Here is a 21,324-nt window from a genome sequence, read left to right as displayed (position 1 = left end):
GAAAGTTTTTACTATCTGCCAAACAAACCTTAAAGCGAAGATCAAATTCTCATGAAAGACACTGGATTGTGTCTCAACTCTCTCAATGAGATGATTTGTTCATATCGCTATATTGACCATCACTAAGGGATAAACCGTGAAAAAACTCGTCTGCATGGTGCTATTTTCTTTGTTGGCTGCACCAACGCTCGCTCAAGACCGCTATATCGCAGATAAACTCTTTACTTATATGCATTCAGGTCCAAGTAATCAATTTCGCATCATTGGTTCGATTGATGCGGGAGAAAAAGTCAAACTGCTCTCGACCAATAAAGAAAATGGTTACAGCCAAATTGTTGATAGTCGAGGCCGTAATGGCTGGGTGGAAAGCCGCTTTGTCACTCGAGATATCAGCATGGCAGTACGCCTTCCTCTGCTGGAAAAAGAGTTAAAAGAAGTAAAAAGCCAATTGGCTAATGCTCGCCAAAATGCCGATAGTGAAAAAGCGGGATTAGTGGATTCACTCGAAATTCGCAATAAGCAAATTGCCGATTTAGAAAAAAGTTACGGTGATATCAGCCAACAATTAACCGCTTCACAAACAGAAATTCGTGAGCTTCGAGCAAAACTCGATACCCAAAAAGAAGACTTACTTCTAAAATACTTTATGTATGGGGGCGGTGTTGCTGGTGGCGGCTTACTGTTTGGCTTAGTCTTACCCCATATTGTCCCACGCCGTAAGCGTAACCCAGCTGGGTGGGCATAATCTTTATTTTTCTTATTACGGTCACCTCAGGTGGCCGTTTTTGTCTCGCTCGATGAAGGAAGAGATGTGCAAGTTTACTTAGTTGGCGGAGCCATCCGCGATCAATTACTCAACCTTCCTGTCTATGATAAAGATTGGGTAGTGGTGGGTAGCAGCCCAGAACAGATGCTCCAAGCTGGCTATCAAGCCGTTGGGAAAGACTTCCCGGTATTCTTGCACCCAAAAACAAAACAAGAATACGCCTTAGCACGCACTGAACGAAAAACTGGTGCTGGCTATACGGGGTTTGCCTGCTATTACGATCAAGAGGTGTCACTTGAGGAAGATTTAGCTCGACGTGATTTAACCATTAATGCCATGGCACAAGACGCACAAGGCAAACTGATCGACCCTTATGGCGGGCAAAAAGATATTGAGCAGCGTGTCTTACGTCATGTTTCACCAGCCTTTGTCGAAGATCCCCTACGAGTCCTACGTGTTGCACGTTTTGCGGCTAAACTCACCCACCTCGGTTTTACCATTGCCAAAGAAACGCAACAATTGATGCAGCAAATCACTCAATCGGGTGAACTCAGCCACCTAACGCCTGAACGGGTTTGGCAAGAGTGGCATAAGTCATTGGCGACTCAACATCCTGACGTTTTTCTTTCTGTACTCCATGAATGTGGCGCACTCGCCGTGGTGCTGCCCGAGCTTGATCGTCTATTTGGGGTACCACAGCCCGAAAAATGGCACCCAGAAATCGATACGGGCATACATACTTTACTGGTTGCCCAGCAAGCCGCTCAACGCTCCCCCTCTTTAACCGTGCGCTTTGCGGCCCAAGTTCATGACTTAGGTAAAGGTGTAACCCCCAAAGCGCAATGGCCGAGTCATAAAATGCACTGCCAGACTGGCATTGGCATTATCAAGCAGTTGTGTGAGCGTGTACGGATCCCTAATGAGTTTAAAGAGTTAGCGTTATTAGTCTGTGAGCAGCACTCAAACATTCATAGAGCAGCGGAATTAAAAGCCAGCACCAAACTCAAAATACTCGACAAATTAGACGTATGGCGTAAACCAGAGCGTTTAAATGAGGTATTACTTTGCTGCCAAGCGGATCATGCAGGCCGATTAGGATGTGAAGAGGCACCTTATCCACAAAGTGAACTCTTTAAGCAAGCTTATCAGGCGGCATTAACCGTCAATGTTCAGCAGATTATTACCGAGGGGTTTCAAGGGAAGGCCATCAAAGAAGCGTTAACTCAGCGCCGAATTCAAGCGATTGCCGCTTTAGAGACACACTGATGGTTTTTATCAAATCAGCCCATATCATAAAAAGATTGTCAGCCCTATAAAAAACGCCCTGCATTGCGGCAGGGCGTTTAGCGATAACAAAACTAAGCTATTTCAATAGAAATTAAGCTTGGCCTTTCACTTCTTTAAGACCGTTGAAAGGAGCACGAGCACCTAGCGCTTCTTCGATACGGATCAATTGGTTGTACTTAGCAACACGGTCAGAACGGCTCATAGAACCTGTTTTGATTTGACCTGCAGCAGTACCTACCGCAAGGTCTGCGATAGTTGCATCTTCAGTTTCGCCACTACGGTGAGAGATGACAGCAGTGTAACCTGCATCTTTAGCCATCTTGATTGCCGCTAGAGTCTCAGTGAGAGAACCGATTTGGTTGAACTTGATTAGGATTGAGTTAGCGATGCCTTTCTCAATACCTTCAGCAAGGATCTTAGTGTTTGTAACGAATAGATCGTCACCAACCAATTGGATCTTATTGCCTAGTAGTTGAGTTTGGTGTGCAAAACCATCCCAGTCAGACTCGTCTAGACCGTCTTCGATAGATACGATTGGGAACTTCTCAACTAGCTCAGCTAGGTAATGGTTGAACTCTTCAGAAGTGAAGGTTTTACCTTCACCTTTCATGTTGTAGATGCCAGCGTCTTTGTCAAAGAACTCAGAGGCTGCACAGTCCATTGCTAGAGTGACGTCTTTGCCTAGCTCGTAGCCTGCAGCAGCAACCGCTTCTGCGATAACTTCTAGTGCTTCAGCATTAGATTTAAGGTTAGGAGCGAAACCACCTTCGTCACCAACAGCGGTGTTATAGCCTTTAGACTTAAGAACTTTAGCTAGGTTGTGGAACACTTCTGCACCAATGCGTAGCGCTTCTTTAAGCGTTTTTGCGCCAACAGGTTGGATCATGAACTCTTGGATATCTACGTTGTTGTCAGCGTGCTCACCACCGTTGATGATGTTCATCATTGGTAGAGGCATAGAGAACTGACCAGCAGTACCGTTTAGCTCAGCAATGTGCTCATATAGAGGCATACCTTTCGCTGCCGCAGCGGCTTTAGCGTTTGCTAGAGAAACCGCTAGGATAGCGTTAGCACCGAAGTTAGATTTGTTTTCAGTACCATCTAGGTCGATCATGATTTGGTCAACAGTTGCTTGGTCTTTTGCATCTTTACCAATCAATGCTTCAGCGATAGGGCCATTAACCGCACCAACAGCTTTAAGAACACCTTTACCTAGGAAACGAGCTTTGTCGCCATCGCGTAACTCAAGCGCTTCACGAGAACCCGTTGATGCACCAGATGGAGCCGCTGCCATACCAACGAAACCGCCTTCTAGGTGAACTTCCGCTTCAACAGTTGGGTTACCACGTGAGTCGATGATTTCACGACCTAGAACTTTAACGATCTTAGACATTAATGTTTCCTCTCATTGAATTTAAATGTCAAAACTAAAAGGATAGTGACACAACTTACGCCACTATCCATATCCTTTTACTTCAATTCACCGCGCTGGAATTGGCCTGCGGCTTTCACAAAACCAGCAAATAATGGATGTCCATCACGCGGAGTCGATGTGAACTCTGGATGGAACTGAGCAGCAACAAACCATGGATGTGCTGGGTTCTCAATCACTTCAACCAGTTTCTTGTCCGCTGACAATCCAGAAACTTTCAAGCCGGCTTTTTCAATTTGGGGACGAAGGTTATTGTTCACTTCATAACGATGACGATGGCGTTCATGAATCGTGGCACTTCCGTACAATTCATACGCTTTTGTCCCTTTCGTTAAGTGACAAAGCTGAGAACCTAAGCGCATCGTACCACCCAAATCAGAGGTTTCAGTACGTTCCTCAACTTTACCTTCCTTGTCCACCCACTCTGTAATTAAGCCTACTACAGGATATGGGCTTTCTTTGTTAAATTCTGTTGAATGTGCACCTGTCATACCCGCCACATTTCGGGCATATTCGATAAGGGCAACTTGCATACCTAAGCAAATACCAAGGTAAGGAACATCATTCTCACGAGCGTATTGGGCAGCAAGGATTTTACCTTCAATACCTCGGTCACCAAAACCGCCTGGGACTAAAATAGCATCCACACCTTGTAAGATGTCAACCCCTTTGGTTTCCACATCTTGCGAATCAATATACTTAATTGTCACGCTCAGACGATTTTTCAGCCCTGCGTGTTTTAACGCTTCATTGACTGATTTATACGCATCCGGTAATTCAATATATTTCCCCACCATCCCGATAGTGACTTCACCCGTGGGGTTGGCTTCTTCATAAATAACGCGTTCCCATTCTGAAAGATCCGCTTCTGGCGCTGTGATACCAAAACGCGCACAAACTAAATCATCCAAACCTTGAGATTTGATCAGTTGCGGGATTTTGTAAATAGAATCAACATCCTTCATTGAAATAACGGCTTTTTCTGGCACGTTACAGAACAGGGCGATTTTTTTACGTTCATTGGCGGGGATCACGCGATCACTACGGCAAACCAAAATATCTGGTTGAATACCGATAGAAAGCAATTCTTTTACTGAATGTTGGGTCGGTTTGGTTTTCACTTCACCAGCCGCCGCAAGATATGGCACTAAGGTTAAATGCATAAACATCGCATTTTCACGACCCACTTCAATGGCAAGCTGACGGATCGCTTCCATAAAAGGAAGGGACTCAATATCACCAACCGTACCACCGACTTCAACAATAGCGATGTCGTGGCCTTCAGAGCCAGCGATAACACGATCTTTGATCGCATTAGTAATATGAGGGATAACCTGAATCGTGGCACCTAAATAGTCACCACGACGCTCTTTACGGATTACATCGGCATAAACACGACCAGCAGTAAAGTTATTGCGCTTGGTCATTTTGGTACGAATAAAACGTTCGTAATGGCCAAGGTCAAGGTCAGTTTCAGCGCCATCTTCCGTGACAAACACTTCACCATGTTGAGTTGGGCTCATCGTGCCGGGATCAACGTTGATGTAAGGGTCAAGCTTCATCATGGTCACTTTAAGACCACGAGCTTCTAAAATAGCCGCAAGCGATGCTGCTGCAATACCTTTACCTAGAGAGGATACGACCCCGCCAGTAACAAAAATATAATTTGTCGTCATGTTTAACCTGAAATTGGTTGAATGAGGGAAATGGATTTCTTCTGGACGGGATGAAACTATACCAGAACCCATTTATCGCCACAACGTGAAATCTATCACACTCAGTTTTTTATTTTTTGCTTCAAATCAAACAGATTGAACTCGGCTTCTTTTCTCTATTCAATCGTGCTTTTTATTGCTGTTTTTACTTAAAAAAGGCGCTATTGCCTCTTTTTCTTCCTGTTTGACTTGCTCCCACATAGCATCAAGTTCGGCTAATGAAAAATCCGTTAAGGGTTGATGATATGTCTGCGCCAATTGTTCCACCCCTTGGAAACGGCGCACAAACTTTTGATTGGCCTTCATTAACGCCACTTCCGGATCTTTCCCTAAGTAACGCACTAAATTGACCGTGGCAAACAACAGATCGCCTAGCTCTTCTTCCACTTTTTGTTCATTAATTTCAACCTGAAGCGCTTCTTCCATCACTTCAGCTAACTCTTCCTGAACTTTCTCTGCGACCGGGCCCAATGTGTCCCAATCAAACCCATATTTCGCACATTTTTTCTGGATTTTGTTGGCTCGCATTAAAGCGGGAAGCGCTTGTGGTATTGAGTCTAGAATACTTTGTTCATCTTTGCCTGCTTGGTGTTTTTCTTTGGCTTTTTCTGCTTCCCAATTAGCCTCAAGCTGCGCTTGATCTGATACCTGAACATCCGAAAAAACATGAGGATGACGACGAATTAACTTCTCATTCACCGTTTCAACGACCTCGGAAAAATCAAATAAACCTTGTTCTTTCGCCAGTTGACTATAAAAAATCACTTGAAAAAGAAGATCGCCCAGCTCTTCTCGCAGGTTTGACCAATCTTGATGAGCAATAGCCTCCACTACTTCATAAGTTTCTTCAATAGTGTGTGGCACTATGCTGGCAAAGGTTTGTTTAAGATCCCATGGGCAACCATGCTCTGGGTCACGTAACTGATTCATGATCTGTTCAAGCTGTAAAATAGGGTGCGCCATGTTACCTCTCAATAAAAAACGAGGCAGAACCCATGTTCTTGCCTCGTTATAAACGATGCTCTATTAACCTAACCGCTTAACCAGCATCACATCTTTAATTTGTTCAATCCGTTTACAAATACGTTGTAGAACCTCAACATTGTTGAGCTCCAGTTCAAAGTCCATAATGGAGAGCTGCCGCTTATAGTCACTGCGACTTTTCATACTGGTTATTTTGATTTTTTCATTCGCCAGTAATGTCGTGATGTCTTTGAGTAACCCACCTCGCTCCATGGCTTCTACCCGTAGCGTTAAGCGGTAAGTTCCGACAAAACCCCGCCCCCAAACAGTATCAATGATTCGCTCAGGAGCATGGTGACTCAGCTCTTCGAGCTGCTCACAATCGCTGCGATGAACTGAAATTCCGCGCCCTTGGGTAATGTAGCCGCGAATTTCATCACCGGGAATCGGCTGACAACAACGCGCCAAATGCGTCATCAGGTTATCCACCCCTTCAACCACCACTGCATCTTTATGCGTTGGGCTACTTACGGCTGGTTTGGTTTCTCCCACCAGTTTTTCAAGGGCCAGTTTATCTTCTTCTTCAGCGGTCGGTTTGTTGACCAGTGCATTGATGTGGTTGACGATTTGGTTAATCCGTAAATCACCGCTGCCTACCCCAACATACATTTCATCAGCACTATTCACGTTAAAACGTTTAAGCGCATAAACCTCAGCATCTTTTAAGGTGGCGCCAATTTTAGCCAACTCGTTTTCTAAGATTTCTCGCCCAGCTTCTAAGTTCTTTTCTCGGCTTTGTTTGCGGAACCAAGCATTGATTTTTGCCCGGGCCCGTCCAGAGTGAACAAAACCCAGTGATGGGTTTAACCAGTCACGCGAAGGGTTTGGCTCTTTGGCAGTAATAATTTCAACCTGATCGCCCATATGTAATTTATGAGTAAACGGCACGATACGCCCACCCACTTTAGCGCCAATGCAGCGATGCCCTACTTCCGAGTGAATATGGTAGGCGAAATCAAGCGGTGTAGCGCCCATCGGTAAATCCACCACATCACCACGCGGTGTAAAGGCATAAACGCGATCATCAAACACTTGGCTGCGCAATTCATCCAACATTTCACCAGAGTCGGACATTTCTTCTTGCCAATCCAAGAGCTTACGTAGCCAGGTGATTTTTTCGTCGTACCCACTTCGTCCAGCACTGCTGCCTTCTTTGTACTTCCAATGCGCAGCCACCCCCAGCTCCGATTCTTCATGCATCTGCTTGGTGCGTATCTGGATTTCTATCGTTTTCCCTTCTGGGCCTAAAATCACCGTGTGAATAGATTGATAACCATTGGGTTTAGGGTTCGCCACATAATCATCAAATTCACTGGGAAGATGCTTATATTTCGTGTGCACTATCCCCAATGCGGCGTAGCAGTCTTGCAGTTTATCCGCAATGATTCGTACCGCGCGTACATCAAACAATTCATCAAAAGCTAGGTTTTTCTTCTGCATTTTGCGCCAGATACTGTAGATGTGTTTGGGACGCCCACTCACCTCTGCATTGATGCTGGATGTTTTCATCTCTTGGCGTAGATCATCGACAAAGTCTCGGATGTACTGCTCACGAACAATTCTTCGCTCAGAGAGTTGCTTGGCGATCTGCTTGTAAGTATCCGGCTGTTGGTAACGAAATGCGTAATCTTCAATTTCCCATTTAAGCTGACCAATTCCAAGGCGGTTGGCTAAGGGGGCATAAATATTGGCACACTCTTTTGCGGCAATACGGCGCACTTCGTCGGGCTGATCTTTCACTTCCCGCAAATTACAAATGCGTTCAGCCAGCTTGATCACCACGCAGCGGAAATCATCAACCATGGCTAATAACATTCGCCGCACATTATCCACTTGTGCCGAGGCTTCACTACCACGCATGGTCACGTTGAGCTGCCCGATGGCGGCCATCTCTTCAACGCCATGGATTAATTTAACAATCTCTTTTCCATAGCACTCTTCCAGTTCTTCATTATCAAGCAAGCCACTGGTTGCAATTGGGAAAAGAAGAGCAGCCACTAACGTGGGCCTATCCATCGACAAGGTGATCAATATTTCGATCATCTCCCGTCCTCGCCATAACAGCAGTGAGCCTTGAGAATGACCTTCAAGTAATTGCTCACATTGGCGGTAGACTTCTGTCAGTCTTGCCGCCGTTTTGGCTTCTTGCTGTAAACTAGCAATCCATTTTTCTAGCTCAAACTGTTCGTCTGGGTTTAAGTGTGCGCTACGTACCGCAACCATAGGGGTGTCCTAATTGTTATAATTTATGGTTTCGACTGACTTTCACATTTGAAAGTTCGGCCGCTGACCGATTTTTTACAAACAGAGCCATAGACTCCAAGTGGCTGGTATGTGGAAACATATCAAGCATGGTCAATTTAGCCAACTGGTATCCCTGACTCAGTAAACTGTGGCTATCTCGTGCCAGTGTCGCGGGGTTACATGAAACATACACCACACACTCAGCACCAAACCTTGCGACGTGATCGATCACCCCTGCTGCCCCCGCTCGAGCAGGGTCAAGTAAGATTTTATCAAACTTTTCGACGGCCCACGCCTGGCTGGTCATATCTTGTTCCAAATTTGCTTGATAAAAGGTTGCCGTCTTGATCTGGTTCAACTCAGCATTATGTTTTGCCCATTCAACCATCTCATCTACCCCTTCAACACCGACAACCGAGTGAGCTAATTTGGCGATAGGTAGACTAAAGTTACCCAAACCACAGAATAAATCTAGCACTCGATCATCACTTTGAACATCCAACCAGGTGATAGCTTGCTCAACCATCTGTCGATTGACGGATTGATTAACCTGAATAAAGTGGCTCGGTAAAAAGGAAATAGAGGCCCCCACCTCTTGGTAGTTTGGATGTTCACCGTATCGATGCTCAAGCGGACCTGCTGTGAGCTGTAAATAGAGCGAAAGTTGATGTTCTGAGGCGAAAGTCAACAACTGCTGTTGATCCGCTTGGCTCAGAGGGGCCAAATGGCGAAGCATTAACACTATGGTGTTTTCACCTTTTACCAGTTCAACATGGCCGAGTTGATGCGGCTGGCTCAAATGAGTGAGCCGTCCTTTAAGCGCTGGCAATAAAGCATTAAGGCTGGGTTCAAGCACTGGGCAATCGGTCACGGTAACAATTTGCTTGCTCTGCTTACGGCGAAAGCCAAATTGAAGTTGTTGCGTTTTTTTATCCCACAACAGGCTTAAACGCACTCGGCGACGATAGCCTTTTTCCTTCCCACAAGTCGGCTCCGACAGGCCGAGCTGCTGGTTGGCAAACTTATTCATGAGCTGAGAAAGCGTCTGCTGTTTATGGGCGACTTGCGCTGCATGGTTGAGGTGCTGTAAATCACACCCACCACACTGCTGATAATACGCACAAAACGGTGTAACACGCTCAGAACTCGCCTGTAGGACTTTAATCATTTTTGCTCTGGCAAACTTACTCTTACTTTCCGTTAATTGAATCACAACCTCTTCACCCGGTAAGGCACCATCGATAAAAATGGGTTTCCCCTGCTGATAAGCGATACCAGCACCGAGATGGTCTAACTTGATGACACTCACCGACTGATGTTTCGATGAGAGTGAAGGATTCTTCTTCGGTTGAAAAAAACGTGCCATGCTCTGTGCCTAACTGTGATTGATAAAAGGTTTTTTGCCCGAGCATCACTATTCTGCGCGGGGAAGATTGTCGAGAATGGGGTTATTGCATTAAGCTATCTGCTCATTGAATAGCTTAGCAATACTCGATGTGAGCTATTTTCCCATATCCACACCACGATGTTTAGACAATAATGACCAAATATGGCTTACGTGCGCGTGTTATTACTCTAACTTTAGCTCCAACCTTAATTATCGGGTTATTGCTTAGCGCCTTATTTTCCTTTAACCGTTATCATGATTTGGAAATTCAAGTGATCAATTCAGGGGCAAGCATTATTGAACCCCTTGCCATAGCCAGTGAAGATGCCTTAAAAAATCAAAGCCGAGAGTCCGTTCGTCGAATCATCAGCTACGCTCACCGGAAACACTCGAAATTTGTTCGTAGTATTGCGGTTTTTGATGCGCGCCATGAACTGTTTGTCACGTCAAACTTTCATCCCAATTTTGAAGCGTTAATGTACCCTAAAGATCAACCGATTCCGGTTTTGGGTAGCTCACAACTCTATGACAATACACTGATTTTACGCACCCCAATTTTAGCAGAAACACGGTTAATTGAAGAAAATGTCAGTGCCAGCTCGACTCCAGCTCTAGGTTATATCGCTATTGAGTTGGATCTCTCTTCTTTACGTTTGCAACAATACCAAGAAATATTTTCAGCCTGTTTGGTGTTAATCATGGGGCTAACTCTGTCCGGAATTTTTGCTTTTCGATTGATGCATGATGTCACTCGTCCTATTTCTCATATGAAAAATATGGTGGATCGTATTCGTCGTGGCCATTTAGATGTTCGGATTGAAGGGAAAATGCACGGTGAGTTGGATGCCTTGAAAAAAGGCATCAATGCCATGGCGGTCTCGCTCTCGGAATATCATGTCGAGATGCAGCACAGTATTGATCAAGCCACCTCCGATCTACGTGAAACATTAGAGCAATTAGAAATTCAAAACGTTGAATTGGATATAGCCAAAAAACGCGCTCAGGAAGCCGCCAGAATCAAGTCTGAATTCTTAGCCAATATGTCGCATGAGCTACGTACACCACTCAATGGCGTCATCGGATTCACACGTCAAATGCTCAAAACTCAGTTAACGAACAGCCAAGCTGACTATCTTCAAACCATTGAAAAATCAGCAAATAATTTATTAACCATCATTAATGATATTCTAGATTTCTCTAAACTCGAAGCGGGCAAGCTAGCATTAGAAAATATTCCATTTGAATTCCAAGAAACCCTTGAAGAAGTCGTCACTCTACAAGCCACCAGCGCCCATGAAAAAGGGTTAGAAATTACCCTTAAAGTTGACCCGAAAATTCCTGTTGGTTTGGTTGGCGATCCACTTCGTATTCAACAAGTTTTAACCAACCTCGTTGGTAACTCCATCAAGTTTACTGAACGGGGAAATATTGATATCAGTGTTGAGATGCGAGTACAACGCGATGATAGCGTTGAGCTGCAATTTATGGTGCGAGATACGGGGATCGGTATTTCTGAACGTCAACAAGCTCAGCTATTCCAAGCCTTTAGCCAAGCTGATGCCAGTATTTCCCGTCGCTATGGTGGTACAGGGTTAGGCTTAGTCATCACCCAAAAACTGGTCAGTCAAATGGGGGGGGAAATCAGTTTAACCAGCCGACTTCACCAAGGTTCAACTTTCTGGTTCACATTACGCTTACATGCCACTGAGTTGCCTATTAGCGACCGTATTGATCCTAAAGTCTTGGATCAAAAACAGTTACTCTTGATCGAACCGAATATGCAAGCCGCTTCAATTGTCCAACAACAATTGGTTCAAGCGGGCTTAGTGGTCACATACCACTCCGCAATTCCTGAAGAATCCGAGCATTATGATTATGTCCTGCTGAACTTATCTCCAACGAAAGAAACGGACACCGCTCAAGTTGAGCAGTGGGTCAAGCGAGCTATCACGCTTGCTCCACATGTCATTCTTGGGATACCGAGTACCGAACTGGCTTTAGCTGACCAACTGATGAAAAGCTACCCGGTTCAGTGCATGACAAAACCTTTGGCTCGTAAAAAACTGCTACAAATTTTAATCGCTCATCAACCTCAACCCGTTGAAATGATTGAATCGGTGACCAGCCAAGACAAGCTTCCACTGACAGTCATGGCGGTAGATGATAACCCGGCCAACCTGAAATTGATCACCGCTTTACTTCAAGAACGCGTTGAGCAAGTGATCGCTTGTGCCGATGGTATCTCTGCGGTAGAGCAAGCCAAATTGCATCCATTTGATATTATTTTGATGGATATTCAAATGCCGCACATGGATGGCGTCACAGCTTGTAAAGCGATTAAGCAGTTACCGCTCAATACCCGAACCCCTGTGATTGCAGTAACCGCTCATGCCATGCTTGGAGAGCGGGATCGCTTACTAAAAGCGGGAATGGATGATTATCTGACTAAACCAATTGAAGAGCATGTTTTACAGCAAGTACTTCTCCATTGGAGTCCCAAAAATACGGCCGATAAATTAGAGACGCTCCCCTTGTCAACGGTCATGCATCCCCTCAAAACAGAAGCTTCATCAACAGAGATAAAACCAGTGATCGACTGGGATCTCGCATTAAAGCAAGCAGCAGGGAAAGCTGACCTCGCACAAGAAATGCTGACGCTTTTGGTTGACTATATTCCAGAGGTCGCTCAAGTGGTCGAACAAGCCTTAGAAGAAGCGTCCTACCCTATTGAAGATTTGCTGCACCACATTCATAAACTGCATGGTAGCTGCTCATACAGTGGTGTACCGTCACTCAAAGCCGTATGCACATCACTGGAACAAATGCTGCGTTCAGGCAGTGTTATTCGTGATGTAGAACCTGAACTGTTTGAGTTACAAGATGAGATGGAGAAGGTATTAGCCAAAGCGAAAAGCTATATTTCACCTAAAAAATAGCCTTAAGCACAGGACTCAAGAATAACCGTCGCCAAAGCGTAGTGGCGCTCATCAGACAGGGAAAGATGGATTGAGGTAACCTGAGCGGCAGTGGCAAATTCAGCTGCTTTACCGCTCAGTATCAACAAAGGTTTTCCATTCACATCATTATTGATTTGGAAATCTTGAAAACTGACGCCATGAGCGATACCCGTTCCCAACGCCTTAGAAGCCGCTTCTTTGGCGGCAAAACGTTTGGCTAAGTAACGGGCTTTTTGCTTTAACACCTGAAAGATCACTAACTCTTCTGGCGTTAAAATACGCGCAGCAAAGGCATCACCACTGCGTGACAATGCCTTTTCTATTCGAACAATTTCCGTAATATCCGTCCCTAGGCCGATGATCGCCATCTCGTTACCTATTGACGAGCTGACTGCATGATGGCTTTCATCTCTGCCACCGCTTTCTCTAAGCCATCAAACACCGCTCGGCCAATAATGGAGTGACCAATATTCAATTCATAGATTTCTGGAATGGCGGCAATCGCAGAAACATTATGATAAGTCAGCCCATGACCCGCATTAACGGTGATCCCTTGATCATCGGCATAAGCCGCCGCCGCCGCGATTTTTTTCAGTTCACTCTGCTGATCATCATCACACGTTGCGTCGGCATAATGCCCTGTATGCAGCTCAATGAAAGGAGCACCACACGCTTTAGCTGCATCAATCTGCTCTTTATCTGCATCAATAAAGAGGGAGACTTTAATCCCCGCAGCCGTCAATTTTTCAGTCGCCGCTTTGATCTTCGCATGTTGGCCAACGACGTCTAACCCACCTTCTGTCGTCAATTCCTCACGTTTTTCAGGCACTAAACAAACAAATTCTGGTTTTGTTTGCAACGCAATTTCAACCATTTCATCCGTGACAGCCATTTCTAAATTCATACGTGTTTGGATCGTTTCACGCAAAATGCGCACATCACGATCTTGAATATGGCGGCGATCTTCTCGCAGGTGAATCGTTATTCCATCAGCGCCCGCTCGTTCTGCAATTTCAGCCGCATGAACCGGATCGGGATAACGGGTGCCACGTGCATTACGTAATGTGGCAACATGGTCGATATTAACACCTAAAAGAATTGAGCTCATGTTCCTATACTCCGTGCTCTAGATAGCGTTGTTTGCCGGAATAGCTCCCGACTTTTTAAAGGTTTTCCACCAAGATAGGGCTTTAACGCAATACGTGTAAAGCGCTTGGCAGCTTGTAGTTGTTCTTTCGTGGTAAAGCGTCGTTCGCTAATAGCGATCAATTCATCACCATAAAAGGTTAAATTATCTTGCCGAACGGATGCAATAAACCCTTTTTGCTCCCGATAACGATAAGTCATCGAGGGATCAACGGGTTCCCCTGTTCCAGCACAATGCAAAAAATCAACCCCATACCCCATTGAAGCCAGCAATGCTAACTCAAAGCGACGTAGCGCGGGTTCAGGATTGTGGTTTTGCGCCAGTTCCGTTAGCGCAAACAGATAATCGTGAAACAGCCCAGGAGAAGGTACTTCAGGTGCAAGGATACGCCCAATCAGTTCATTAACATACAATGCAGAATAAAGATTAATGCCATGAAGAGGAAGCCCCAAGCTAATAGGCTCAGCTTGGCGCAAGGTTTTCATGGCACTTTTTCCTGACCATTTCAAAAGTAGCGGCGTAAAAGGTTGTAATGCGCCTTTCAAATTTGAACGCTTTCCCCTCGCCCCTTTTGCCATTAAGGTTAAACGGCCAAACTCTTCACTAAAGATATCTAAAATTAAGCTAGATTCGCTATAGGGGCGGCGATGTAAAACAAAGCAACGCTGAAAACCATCAAGCATAGCGCCCCCCCTAAAATCGGTAATGATTTATCCGTGAATCATGGATTCATCGTTAAAGATCATCAATATAACCTAATGAGCGTAAGGCACGCTCATCATCGGCCCAACCCGATTTCACTTTAACCCAGGTTTCCAGATAAACTTTTCGGCCAAATAACTCTTCCATATCTAACCGAGCTTCCCGGCCAATCGTTTTAATTTTCTCACCGTTTTTACCGATCACCATTTTCTTTTGACCAATACGCTCAACGAGAATTAACGCATTGATATGAAAACCATCCGTTTCTGGATTGTAATCAAAACGCTCAATTTCCACAGTAACCGAGTAAGGCAACTCTTCCCCTGTAAAACGCATCAATTTTTCACGGATGATTTCGGATGCCATAAAGCGCTGAGAACGATCCGTGACATACTCTTCAGGAAAATGATGAACCGCTTTAGGTAGATGATCACGAACATGCTTATGCAAAACGTCAATATTTTTGCCATGCTTCGCCGAAATCGGTACCACATCAACAAATTCCATCAACTTGGACAGTGACTGCATGTGCAGCATCACTTCATTACGATCTTTCACGTTATCGACTTTGTTGACGCAAAGCACCACAGGGAAATTAGCCTGCTGCAGTTTATGCAGCACCATGTCATCATCGGCCGTCCAATGCGTTCCTTCCACCACAAACAGCACTAAGTTCACATCACTCAATGAGCTGCTTGCTGCTCGGTTCATTAAACGGTTAATCGCCCGTTTTTCCTCGATGTGTAGCCCAGGAGTATCGACATAAATGGCTTGATAATCACCACGGGTATCAACCCCCATGATTCGGTGACGAGTCGTTTGTGGTTTACGTGAGGTGATGGAAATCTTCTGTCCTAAAATATTATTAAGTAACGTCGATTTACCCACATTAGGACGACCAACAATAGCGATAAATCCGCAGTGTTGGTCTTCCGGTGATGATGGGGTTACTTCTTCACCATTCGATGCAAAATAGGCATCGATATCGAATTCTTTATCCGCCATGAGTTAACTGCTCCAACGCTATTTCTGCAGCCGCTTGTTCTGCTTTTCGGCGACTTGTACCTTTTCCGATAATGGGTTCAGCAATCCCCGCAACCTCACACGATACGCTAAATTCTTGGTTATGAGCCTCACCTTTTATCTGTGTCACATTATACAGTGGCAGTGGGCTTCTTCTTCCTTGTAAAAACTCTTGTAAACGTGTTTTCGGATCTTTTTGTGACACTCCAGGTTTAATTGCATCAAGTCGAGTTTGATACCAACCCAATACAATGCTACGAACCTTCTCGATATCACTGTCTAAATAAATGGCGCCTATAATCGCTTCTACTGCGTCGGCCAGAATGGAATCACGGCGGAAACCTCCGCTCTTTAATTCACCTGGACCTAATTTTAAGTAATCTCCTAGGCCAAACTCTCGGCCTAATTCCGCTAGTGTATTACCTCGTACCAGCGTCGCACGCATACGGCTCATATCGCCTTCATTAATCTTAGGAAAACGATGGTATAGCTCATCCGCAATGACAAAACTTAAAATTGAATCGCCCAGAAACTCAAGACGTTCATTATGTTTTCCGTTGGCACTGCGGTGGGTCAGTGCCAACTCAATCAGCATCGCATCATTAAATTGATAACAAAGCTTTGCTTCTAGTCTATTAATTGGAGAATTCATGCTCTCTCGATGTGTTACGGGCCAGAATAACTGGCCTAATTAATGCCACCGATGCGGTTAAAACGCACACCGGTTGGAACCCAAGTCGGTAAAATGCTGTCTGGAGTGCGCTCAAATTCAAAGCTAATCCAAATCGCAACGGCTTTACCCACTAAGTTTTCTTCTGGTACAAAGCCCCAAAAACGGCTGTCAGCACTGTTGTCACGGTTATCTCCCATCACAAAATACTGCCCTTGCGGAACCACCCATTCATTCACCCCTGAACGAGGGTGATAATCTCGCACGTTATCAATTCTCAAGGGGTGAATTAATATATTATGGGCCTTCTCACCCAAATTTTCATCCAACTGAATCAGGGGGATGTTGTTTTGGATAAATTCACTCTCAACCACATTAGATAACTTCACTACCTGACAAGACGAAGTATTAGGAGATTGAATACAAATTTCTTTTTCTGAACTATAACGCACGATATCGCCCGGCAGACCTACAACTCGTTTAATGTAATCAATGCTTGGATTAGGTGGGTACTTAAACACCACAATATCACCACGTTCAGGTTTACCCGTTTCAACCAACTGCGTACGCCAAACAGGATCTTTCAGCCCATAGGCATACTTTTCAACCAGAATGAAATCTCCAACCAAGAGGGTTGGCATCATTGAACCAGAAGGAATTTGAAAGGGTTCATACAAAAAAGAGCGTAGCACAAGTACAAACGCAATTACGGGGAAGATAGAGACAGAGTTTTCTATCCACCAAGGTTGAGGGGCTTGTTTTAACTCTCGGCTCTCATTATCAACCTTTAATTCGGCAAACTTTTGCTGGCGTTTTTTCTTCCATAACCACTTTTCAAGAGCCCAAACAACCCCAGTCACGAGTGTAACAATCACCAGAATGAGTGAAAATGTATTGGCCATTACCTTCCCTTATCTAAAAATACGAAAGTGAAAGAGTAGAGACTCTTTCACTTGAAAGTTGATGCCTAATCACGCTATGACACCGAAACCGTTAGTCTTTTCCTACATGCAAAATAGCCAAGAACGCTTCTTGTGGTAGCTCAACGTTACCAATTTGTTTCATGCGTTTCTTACCTTCTTTCTGTTTCTTCAAGAGTTTCTTCTTACGGCTCACATCACCGCCATAGCATTTAGCCAGTACGTTTTTACGCAACTGCTTAACGGTTGAACGAGCAATAATATGGTTGCCAATGGCCGCTTGAATCGCTATATCAAACATTTGACGAGGGATGAATTCTTTCATCTTCTCAACCAATTGACGGCCACGAGTTTGAGCTTGATCTTTATGAGTAATGATGGCTAGAGCATCGACTTTATCCCCATTAAGCAGCACATCGACTCTGACCATACTCGACATTTCAAAACGTTGGAAACCATAGTCTAGTGAAGCATAACCACGAGATGTTGATTTCAAGCGGTCAAAGAAATCAAGCACCACCTCAGCCATAGGGATATCGTAGGTTAATGCCACTTGGTTACCATGGTAAACCATATCCACTTGCATACCGCGTTTTTCAACACACAAGGTAATGACACTACCAAGATAGTCGGATGGAACCAAAATATTACAGCGAGCAATCGGTTCACGGATCTCTTCAATATCATTGATAGCGGGTAACTTGGCTGGGCTATCAACATAGAGTGTTTCTTGATCGGTTTTGAGTACTTCATACACCACCGTTGGCGCAGTCGTGATCAAATCAAGATCGTACTCTCGCTCTAAACGCTCTTGAATGATCTCCATATGTAGCATACCTAAGAAGCCACAACGGAAACCAAAGCCCAGTGCTGCTGAGGTTTCAGGTTCATAGAACAACGAAGCATCGTTTAGACTAAGCTTACCCAGCGCATCACGGAAGTTTTCATAATCATCAGAAGAAACAGGGAATAAGCCCGCATAGACCTGCGGCTTAACCTTTTTAAAACCTGGTAGGGGCTTTTCACAACCATTTCTGGCCAACGTTAACGTATCACCTACCGGTGCACCTAGAATGTCTTTAATACCGCAAACAACCCAGCCAACTTCCCCCGTATTGAGACCAGAAGTATCGACTTGCTTAGGCGTAAAAATACCAATACGGTCCACTCCCCATATTTGCCCGGTACTCATTACTTTAATCTTATCGTTTTTCTTCAGGCTTCCGTTTTTAATCCGCACTAAAGAAACAACCCCTAAGTAGTTATCAAACCACGAGTCAATAATAAGCGCTTGCAATGGGGCATCAGGATCGCCTTCTGGCGCTGGAATGGCAGAGACGATTTTCTCTAAAACATCGTCAACACCCAGCCCAGTTTTTGCAGAACAACGAACGGCATCAATGGCATCAATACCAACAATGTCTTCGATTTCTTCTGCAACACGCTCAGGTTCCGCAGCGGGTAAGTCAATTTTATTCAGGATCGGAACGACTTCGAGATCCATTTCAATGGCAGTGTAACAGTTGGCCAAAGTCTGAGCTTCCACTCCCTGACCAGCATCAACCACCAGTAGCGCACCTTCACAAGCGGCTAAAGAGCGAGATACTTCATAAGAGAAGTCCACGTGCCCTGGCGTATCGATAAAGTTTAGCTGGTAAGTTTCGCCATCTTTAGCTTGATAGTCGAGAGTCACACTCTGTGCTTTAATGGTAATACCACGTTCACGTTCAAGATCCATTGAATCCAGAACTTGCTCTGCCATTTCACGATCGCTCAACCCACCACATACTTGGATTAAACGGTCAGATAAGGTCGATTTACCATGGTCAATGTGGGCGATAATCGAAAAATTACGAATGTGCTTCATAGGTTTGGAATGACTAAACTCTTTGCTGATTAGGGAATAAGAAACGCCACCGAAGTGGCATTTCCTTTAAGTTGGCCGATTCTACCGAATTTCGCTAGGCTTCGCACCATAATTTACAGGATGGGGTCACCAAGCACTCTCAGTAAGATCACTTCTTGAATGGAGCGTTTTGATAATCGAATCGAATAGTATTTCGCCAGCATCACGCCAAATGCCATGGACAGTAAAGCACAACCAATGACGACACCTTCCCCTAGACTCAATAAAGGGGAGAGCCAAATATCCGCAATTGCCGCTCCCGCGATCATCATCAAGAGTGGCAAGAGATAGACTAAAGCGGCCGATTGCAGCAAACTTTTCTCAGGAAAACCAATTTCTACCACCTGCCCAGCAGAAACGGGCTTTTCACTATTTAAGCGCCAAGTGAGCGCTTTACTGCCTATTGCTTTAGAAACAATACCTGTACCACAGTTTTTTTCCGACTGACAACCGCGACAACTGGTCTGTTGCTCACAGCTCACATCAATCCAATACCCTGTCGAATGCGGCTCAACGGCACTGACTGTGGCTAATGCGGTCATCATGGTTTTCTTGTACTCGTGCTTTCAAAACTCACCGATTGAGCAATTCTCTGTGCGGTTGCAGGAGGTATATCGCCAACCACAGAAATTTCATTCTCTCCATTAACAAAGCTATGTACTGTTCGGCGGCCTTGGCGCACTAACTGCCCTTTTAGTGAATGATCATCACGATTCGCCACATAAACAGAGAAATTAAATAAACCATCAGAAAACATTTGGCTTTCGACCAACCGCTCCGTCATCACCATGCGATAGCGATTCAACTCTAAAGGTTGAAAACCTTCCGGTTTCCAACCAACGGTCCAGAACGTTTGTTGTATATTGCCTTTAGGAAGGGATAACACTTCTGGTAATTGCACATTGTTAAGACCTGACATCAGTGTGGCTAATTGATCATTAATGGTATAGGAAATGGTTCGATATTGTTCTAACACTTCTCCATCACGATCAACCAAATCTGCACGAAGAGGTAATGAACTCTTCTCGTCAACCCATAAAACATAAGAATAGCGCAAGCCATCTTTCGGTACGACGCGTAAAACCTGACAAGCGCTTCCCGCTTCACGCGCCCGCCCCATTTTAACGAAATCATAATATTGGCTCAGTTGTGCTACATCACTATTGAGCATGGGAATGGTCGGAGCCACCATGTTACCGGATTCAATCGTAAAAGGTTCGACGCCAGGCTCAACATAACTGACTTCATTGCCGCGACGAATCACCTCGCGTACAGGACCACTCAGATAGACAAGATGGGCAAACTGCTGACTTTCTTGTCGAGCATGACGGTAAAGCAAAGGTTCAATGCTATTTTTCTTAATCAGAATATAAGACAATTCATAGTTAAGATGCTGACTTGCTTCGTTCATCTGATGCAACAAAGCCTCTGCAGAAAGTGTTTCAGCAAAGGCAGGTGTGGCATTCAAACTGAACAGTGTCAGCACACTGATCAGAATTTTTTTCATTCGATTACCGATTCAACTGGGTCTGTGTGAGGAATTAAATTCTCACTATTGAGTCGCAACTGTAGCTCATAATCTTGCAGCAATGCATTAATACGGCGACGCTGTTCTTGCATACTCGCTTCGCTACTACCCTGTCTTGCGACAGAATCACGCGTCAAACTCACGGGTTCTGCACTGCCGGAAAATGGAATCGTTTGCAAAACGGGTAACTGAGTTTCTTGAGCGGTTAAGCTGTCATGACCACCGTACTGCTGAACACCGAGAATGACGGCAAATGAGACACACGCAGCAACAGCAACCTGTCCAAATTGAGTCAACCAAGCGGGTAATTGGCGACGCGCTTGCTCAGCTTTTGGCTGTTGTTCTAATTTTGCTAAACGGAGATCAGCCACATTATCAGCACGGGTAAATGAAGTATGTGCCGGTTCATTTTCTAATGCCAGAGCGACACTTTCAGCAATATTCCATTCTGGTTGTACAGGAGCATCGCCACGCATCACATCACCAATGAGATGATAGTTTTTCCACGTTTCGAGACTGATTGAATCGTGTTCGACTTCTTGTATAAGCACGTTATCAACCAATTCGCCATCCATGAAAGCTGAAAGCTTTTCTTTGTCAGCCATTATTTTCACCAT

General features: G+C 44.8%; 18 protein-coding genes. 3 read left to right on the top strand and 15 right to left on the bottom strand.

What is annotated here, in order from left to right:
- Positions 1-136: 136 nt before the first annotated feature.
- Positions 137-745: a TIGR04211 family SH3 domain-containing protein gene (locus B5D54_RS07955; protein WP_078926013.1), complete on the top strand. Its 609-nt coding sequence runs from the start codon at positions 137-139 to the stop codon at positions 743-745.
- Positions 746-811: 66 nt separating this feature from the next.
- Positions 812-2,032 carry a multifunctional CCA addition/repair protein gene (locus B5D54_RS07950; protein ID WP_078926012.1) on the top strand — a complete coding sequence of 407 codons (1,221 nt, stop codon included), beginning with the start codon at positions 812-814 and terminating at the stop codon, positions 2,030-2,032.
- Positions 2,033-2,144: 112 nt separating this feature from the next.
- Here the strand turns inward: B5D54_RS07950 and eno are convergent, their stop codons facing one another.
- From eno to rlmD, 5 genes are all read right to left on the bottom strand, one after another.
- Positions 2,145-3,446, bottom strand: a complete 1,302-nt coding sequence (gene eno, locus B5D54_RS07945) for a phosphopyruvate hydratase (RefSeq protein WP_078926011.1) — start codon at positions 3,444-3,446, stop codon at positions 2,145-2,147.
- Between the two features lie 77 nt (positions 3,447-3,523).
- Positions 3,524-5,161 carry a CTP synthase gene (pyrG, locus tag B5D54_RS07940; RefSeq protein ID WP_078926010.1) on the bottom strand — a complete coding sequence of 546 codons (1,638 nt, stop codon included), beginning with the start codon at positions 5,159-5,161 and terminating at the stop codon, positions 3,524-3,526.
- 159 nt (positions 5,162-5,320) lie between these two features.
- Positions 5,321-6,163, bottom strand: a complete 843-nt coding sequence (gene mazG, locus B5D54_RS07935) for a nucleoside triphosphate pyrophosphohydrolase (RefSeq protein ID WP_078926009.1) — start codon at positions 6,161-6,163, stop codon at positions 5,321-5,323.
- 63 nt (positions 6,164-6,226) lie between these two features.
- Entirely contained in the window at positions 6,227-8,446 is a 2,220-nt protein-coding gene (gene relA / locus B5D54_RS07930; RefSeq protein WP_078926008.1) for a GTP diphosphokinase, read from the bottom strand.
- A gap of 16 nt (positions 8,447-8,462) precedes the next feature.
- Complete coding sequence (gene rlmD, locus B5D54_RS07925; protein ID WP_078926007.1) at positions 8,463-9,833, bottom strand: 23S rRNA (uracil(1939)-C(5))-methyltransferase RlmD; 1,371 nt, start codon at positions 9,831-9,833, stop codon at positions 8,463-8,465.
- 173 nt (positions 9,834-10,006) lie between these two features.
- On the opposite strand from rlmD, the gene barA reads away from it, so the two are divergent.
- The gene (gene barA, locus B5D54_RS07920) at positions 10,007-12,790 is read left to right on the top strand and encodes a two-component sensor histidine kinase BarA (protein WP_078926006.1); all 2,784 of its coding nucleotides are present in this window, start codon (positions 10,007-10,009) and stop codon (positions 12,788-12,790) included.
- 2 nt (positions 12,791-12,792) lie between these two features.
- Here the strand turns inward: barA and acpS are convergent, their stop codons facing one another.
- The 10 genes from acpS to B5D54_RS07870 form a co-directional block, all read right to left on the bottom strand.
- Positions 12,793-13,179, bottom strand: coding sequence for a holo-ACP synthase (gene acpS, locus B5D54_RS07915; protein WP_078926005.1), 387 nt, complete (start codon positions 13,177-13,179; stop codon positions 12,793-12,795).
- An 8-nt stretch (positions 13,180-13,187) separates the two neighbouring features.
- Entirely contained in the window at positions 13,188-13,919 is a 732-nt protein-coding gene (pdxJ, locus tag B5D54_RS07910; protein WP_078926004.1) for a pyridoxine 5'-phosphate synthase, read from the bottom strand.
- On the bottom strand, positions 13,916-14,641 hold the full coding sequence (recO, locus tag B5D54_RS07905) for a DNA repair protein RecO (protein ID WP_078926003.1): 726 nt from the start codon (positions 14,639-14,641) through the stop codon (positions 13,916-13,918). The genes pdxJ and recO overlap by 4 nt, the downstream gene beginning before the upstream one ends.
- A gap of 52 nt (positions 14,642-14,693) precedes the next feature.
- The gene (gene era, locus B5D54_RS07900) at positions 14,694-15,665 is read right to left on the bottom strand and encodes a GTPase Era (protein WP_078926002.1); all 972 of its coding nucleotides are present in this window, start codon (positions 15,663-15,665) and stop codon (positions 14,694-14,696) included.
- Positions 15,655-16,335 carry a ribonuclease III gene (rnc, locus tag B5D54_RS07895; RefSeq protein ID WP_078926000.1) on the bottom strand — a complete coding sequence of 227 codons (681 nt, stop codon included), beginning with the start codon at positions 16,333-16,335 and terminating at the stop codon, positions 15,655-15,657. Before rnc ends, era begins: the two co-directional genes overlap by 11 nt.
- A gap of 35 nt (positions 16,336-16,370) precedes the next feature.
- Positions 16,371-17,255: a signal peptidase I gene (gene lepB, locus B5D54_RS07890; RefSeq protein WP_078925998.1), complete on the bottom strand. Its 885-nt coding sequence runs from the start codon at positions 17,253-17,255 to the stop codon at positions 16,371-16,373.
- 91 nt (positions 17,256-17,346) lie between these two features.
- Complete coding sequence (gene lepA, locus B5D54_RS07885; protein ID WP_078925996.1) at positions 17,347-19,140, bottom strand: translation elongation factor 4; 1,794 nt, start codon at positions 19,138-19,140, stop codon at positions 17,347-17,349.
- Positions 19,141-19,253: 113 nt separating this feature from the next.
- Positions 19,254-19,724, bottom strand: coding sequence for a SoxR reducing system RseC family protein (locus B5D54_RS07880; RefSeq protein ID WP_078925995.1), 471 nt, complete (start codon positions 19,722-19,724; stop codon positions 19,254-19,256).
- Positions 19,721-20,686, bottom strand: a complete 966-nt coding sequence (rseB, locus tag B5D54_RS07875; protein WP_078925993.1) for a sigma-E factor regulatory protein RseB — start codon at positions 20,684-20,686, stop codon at positions 19,721-19,723. The genes B5D54_RS07880 and rseB overlap by 4 nt, the downstream gene beginning before the upstream one ends.
- A complete protein-coding gene (locus B5D54_RS07870) occupies positions 20,683-21,312 on the bottom strand; it encodes a sigma-E factor negative regulatory protein (RefSeq protein ID WP_078925991.1) in 630 nt (209 codons plus the stop codon). Before B5D54_RS07870 ends, rseB begins: the two co-directional genes overlap by 4 nt.
- Between the last annotated feature and the right edge of the window lie 12 nt (positions 21,313-21,324).

The organism is Vibrio cincinnatiensis DSM 19608, from assembly GCF_900167345.1.
GTDB lineage: Bacteria > Pseudomonadota > Gammaproteobacteria > Enterobacterales > Vibrionaceae > Vibrio > Vibrio cincinnatiensis.
Note: the sequence above shows the minus strand (reverse complement) of the source record. Positions and strands in the feature narration are given on the sequence as shown.

Bases quoted from the DNA above. Each gene is read 5' to 3' on its own strand.
- eno (WP_078926011.1), bottom strand. From the start codon at position 3,446: ATGTCTAAGATCGTTAAAGTTCTAGGTCGTGAAATCATCGACTCACGT.
- pyrG (WP_078926010.1), bottom strand. From the start codon at position 5,161: ATGACGACAAATTATATTTTTGTTACTGGCGGGGTCGTATCCTCTCTA.
- mazG (WP_078926009.1), bottom strand. From the start codon at position 6,163: ATGGCGCACCCTATTTTACAGCTTGAACAGATCATGAATCAGTTACGT.
- relA (WP_078926008.1), bottom strand. From the start codon at position 8,446: ATGGTTGCGGTACGTAGCGCACACTTAAACCCAGACGAACAGTTTGAG.
- rlmD (WP_078926007.1), bottom strand. From the start codon at position 9,833: ATGGCACGTTTTTTTCAACCGAAGAAGAATCCTTCACTCTCATCGAAA.
- barA (WP_078926006.1), top strand. From the start codon at position 10,007: ATGACCAAATATGGCTTACGTGCGCGTGTTATTACTCTAACTTTAGCT.
- acpS (WP_078926005.1), bottom strand. From the start codon at position 13,179: ATGGCGATCATCGGCCTAGGGACGGATATTACGGAAATTGTTCGAATA.
- pdxJ (WP_078926004.1), bottom strand. From the start codon at position 13,919: ATGAGCTCAATTCTTTTAGGTGTTAATATCGACCATGTTGCCACATTA.
- recO (WP_078926003.1), bottom strand. From the start codon at position 14,641: ATGCTTGATGGTTTTCAGCGTTGCTTTGTTTTACATCGCCGCCCCTAT.
- era (WP_078926002.1), bottom strand. From the start codon at position 15,665: ATGGCGGATAAAGAATTCGATATCGATGCCTATTTTGCATCGAATGGT.
- rnc (WP_078926000.1), bottom strand. From the start codon at position 16,335: ATGAATTCTCCAATTAATAGACTAGAAGCAAAGCTTTGTTATCAATTT.
- lepB (WP_078925998.1), bottom strand. From the start codon at position 17,255: ATGGCCAATACATTTTCACTCATTCTGGTGATTGTTACACTCGTGACT.
- lepA (WP_078925996.1), bottom strand. From the start codon at position 19,140: ATGAAGCACATTCGTAATTTTTCGATTATCGCCCACATTGACCATGGT.
- B5D54_RS07880 (WP_078925995.1), bottom strand. From the start codon at position 19,724: ATGATGACCGCATTAGCCACAGTCAGTGCCGTTGAGCCGCATTCGACA.
- rseB (WP_078925993.1), bottom strand. From the start codon at position 20,686: ATGAAAAAAATTCTGATCAGTGTGCTGACACTGTTCAGTTTGAATGCC.
- B5D54_RS07870 (WP_078925991.1), bottom strand. From the start codon at position 21,312: ATGGCTGACAAAGAAAAGCTTTCAGCTTTCATGGATGGCGAATTGGTT.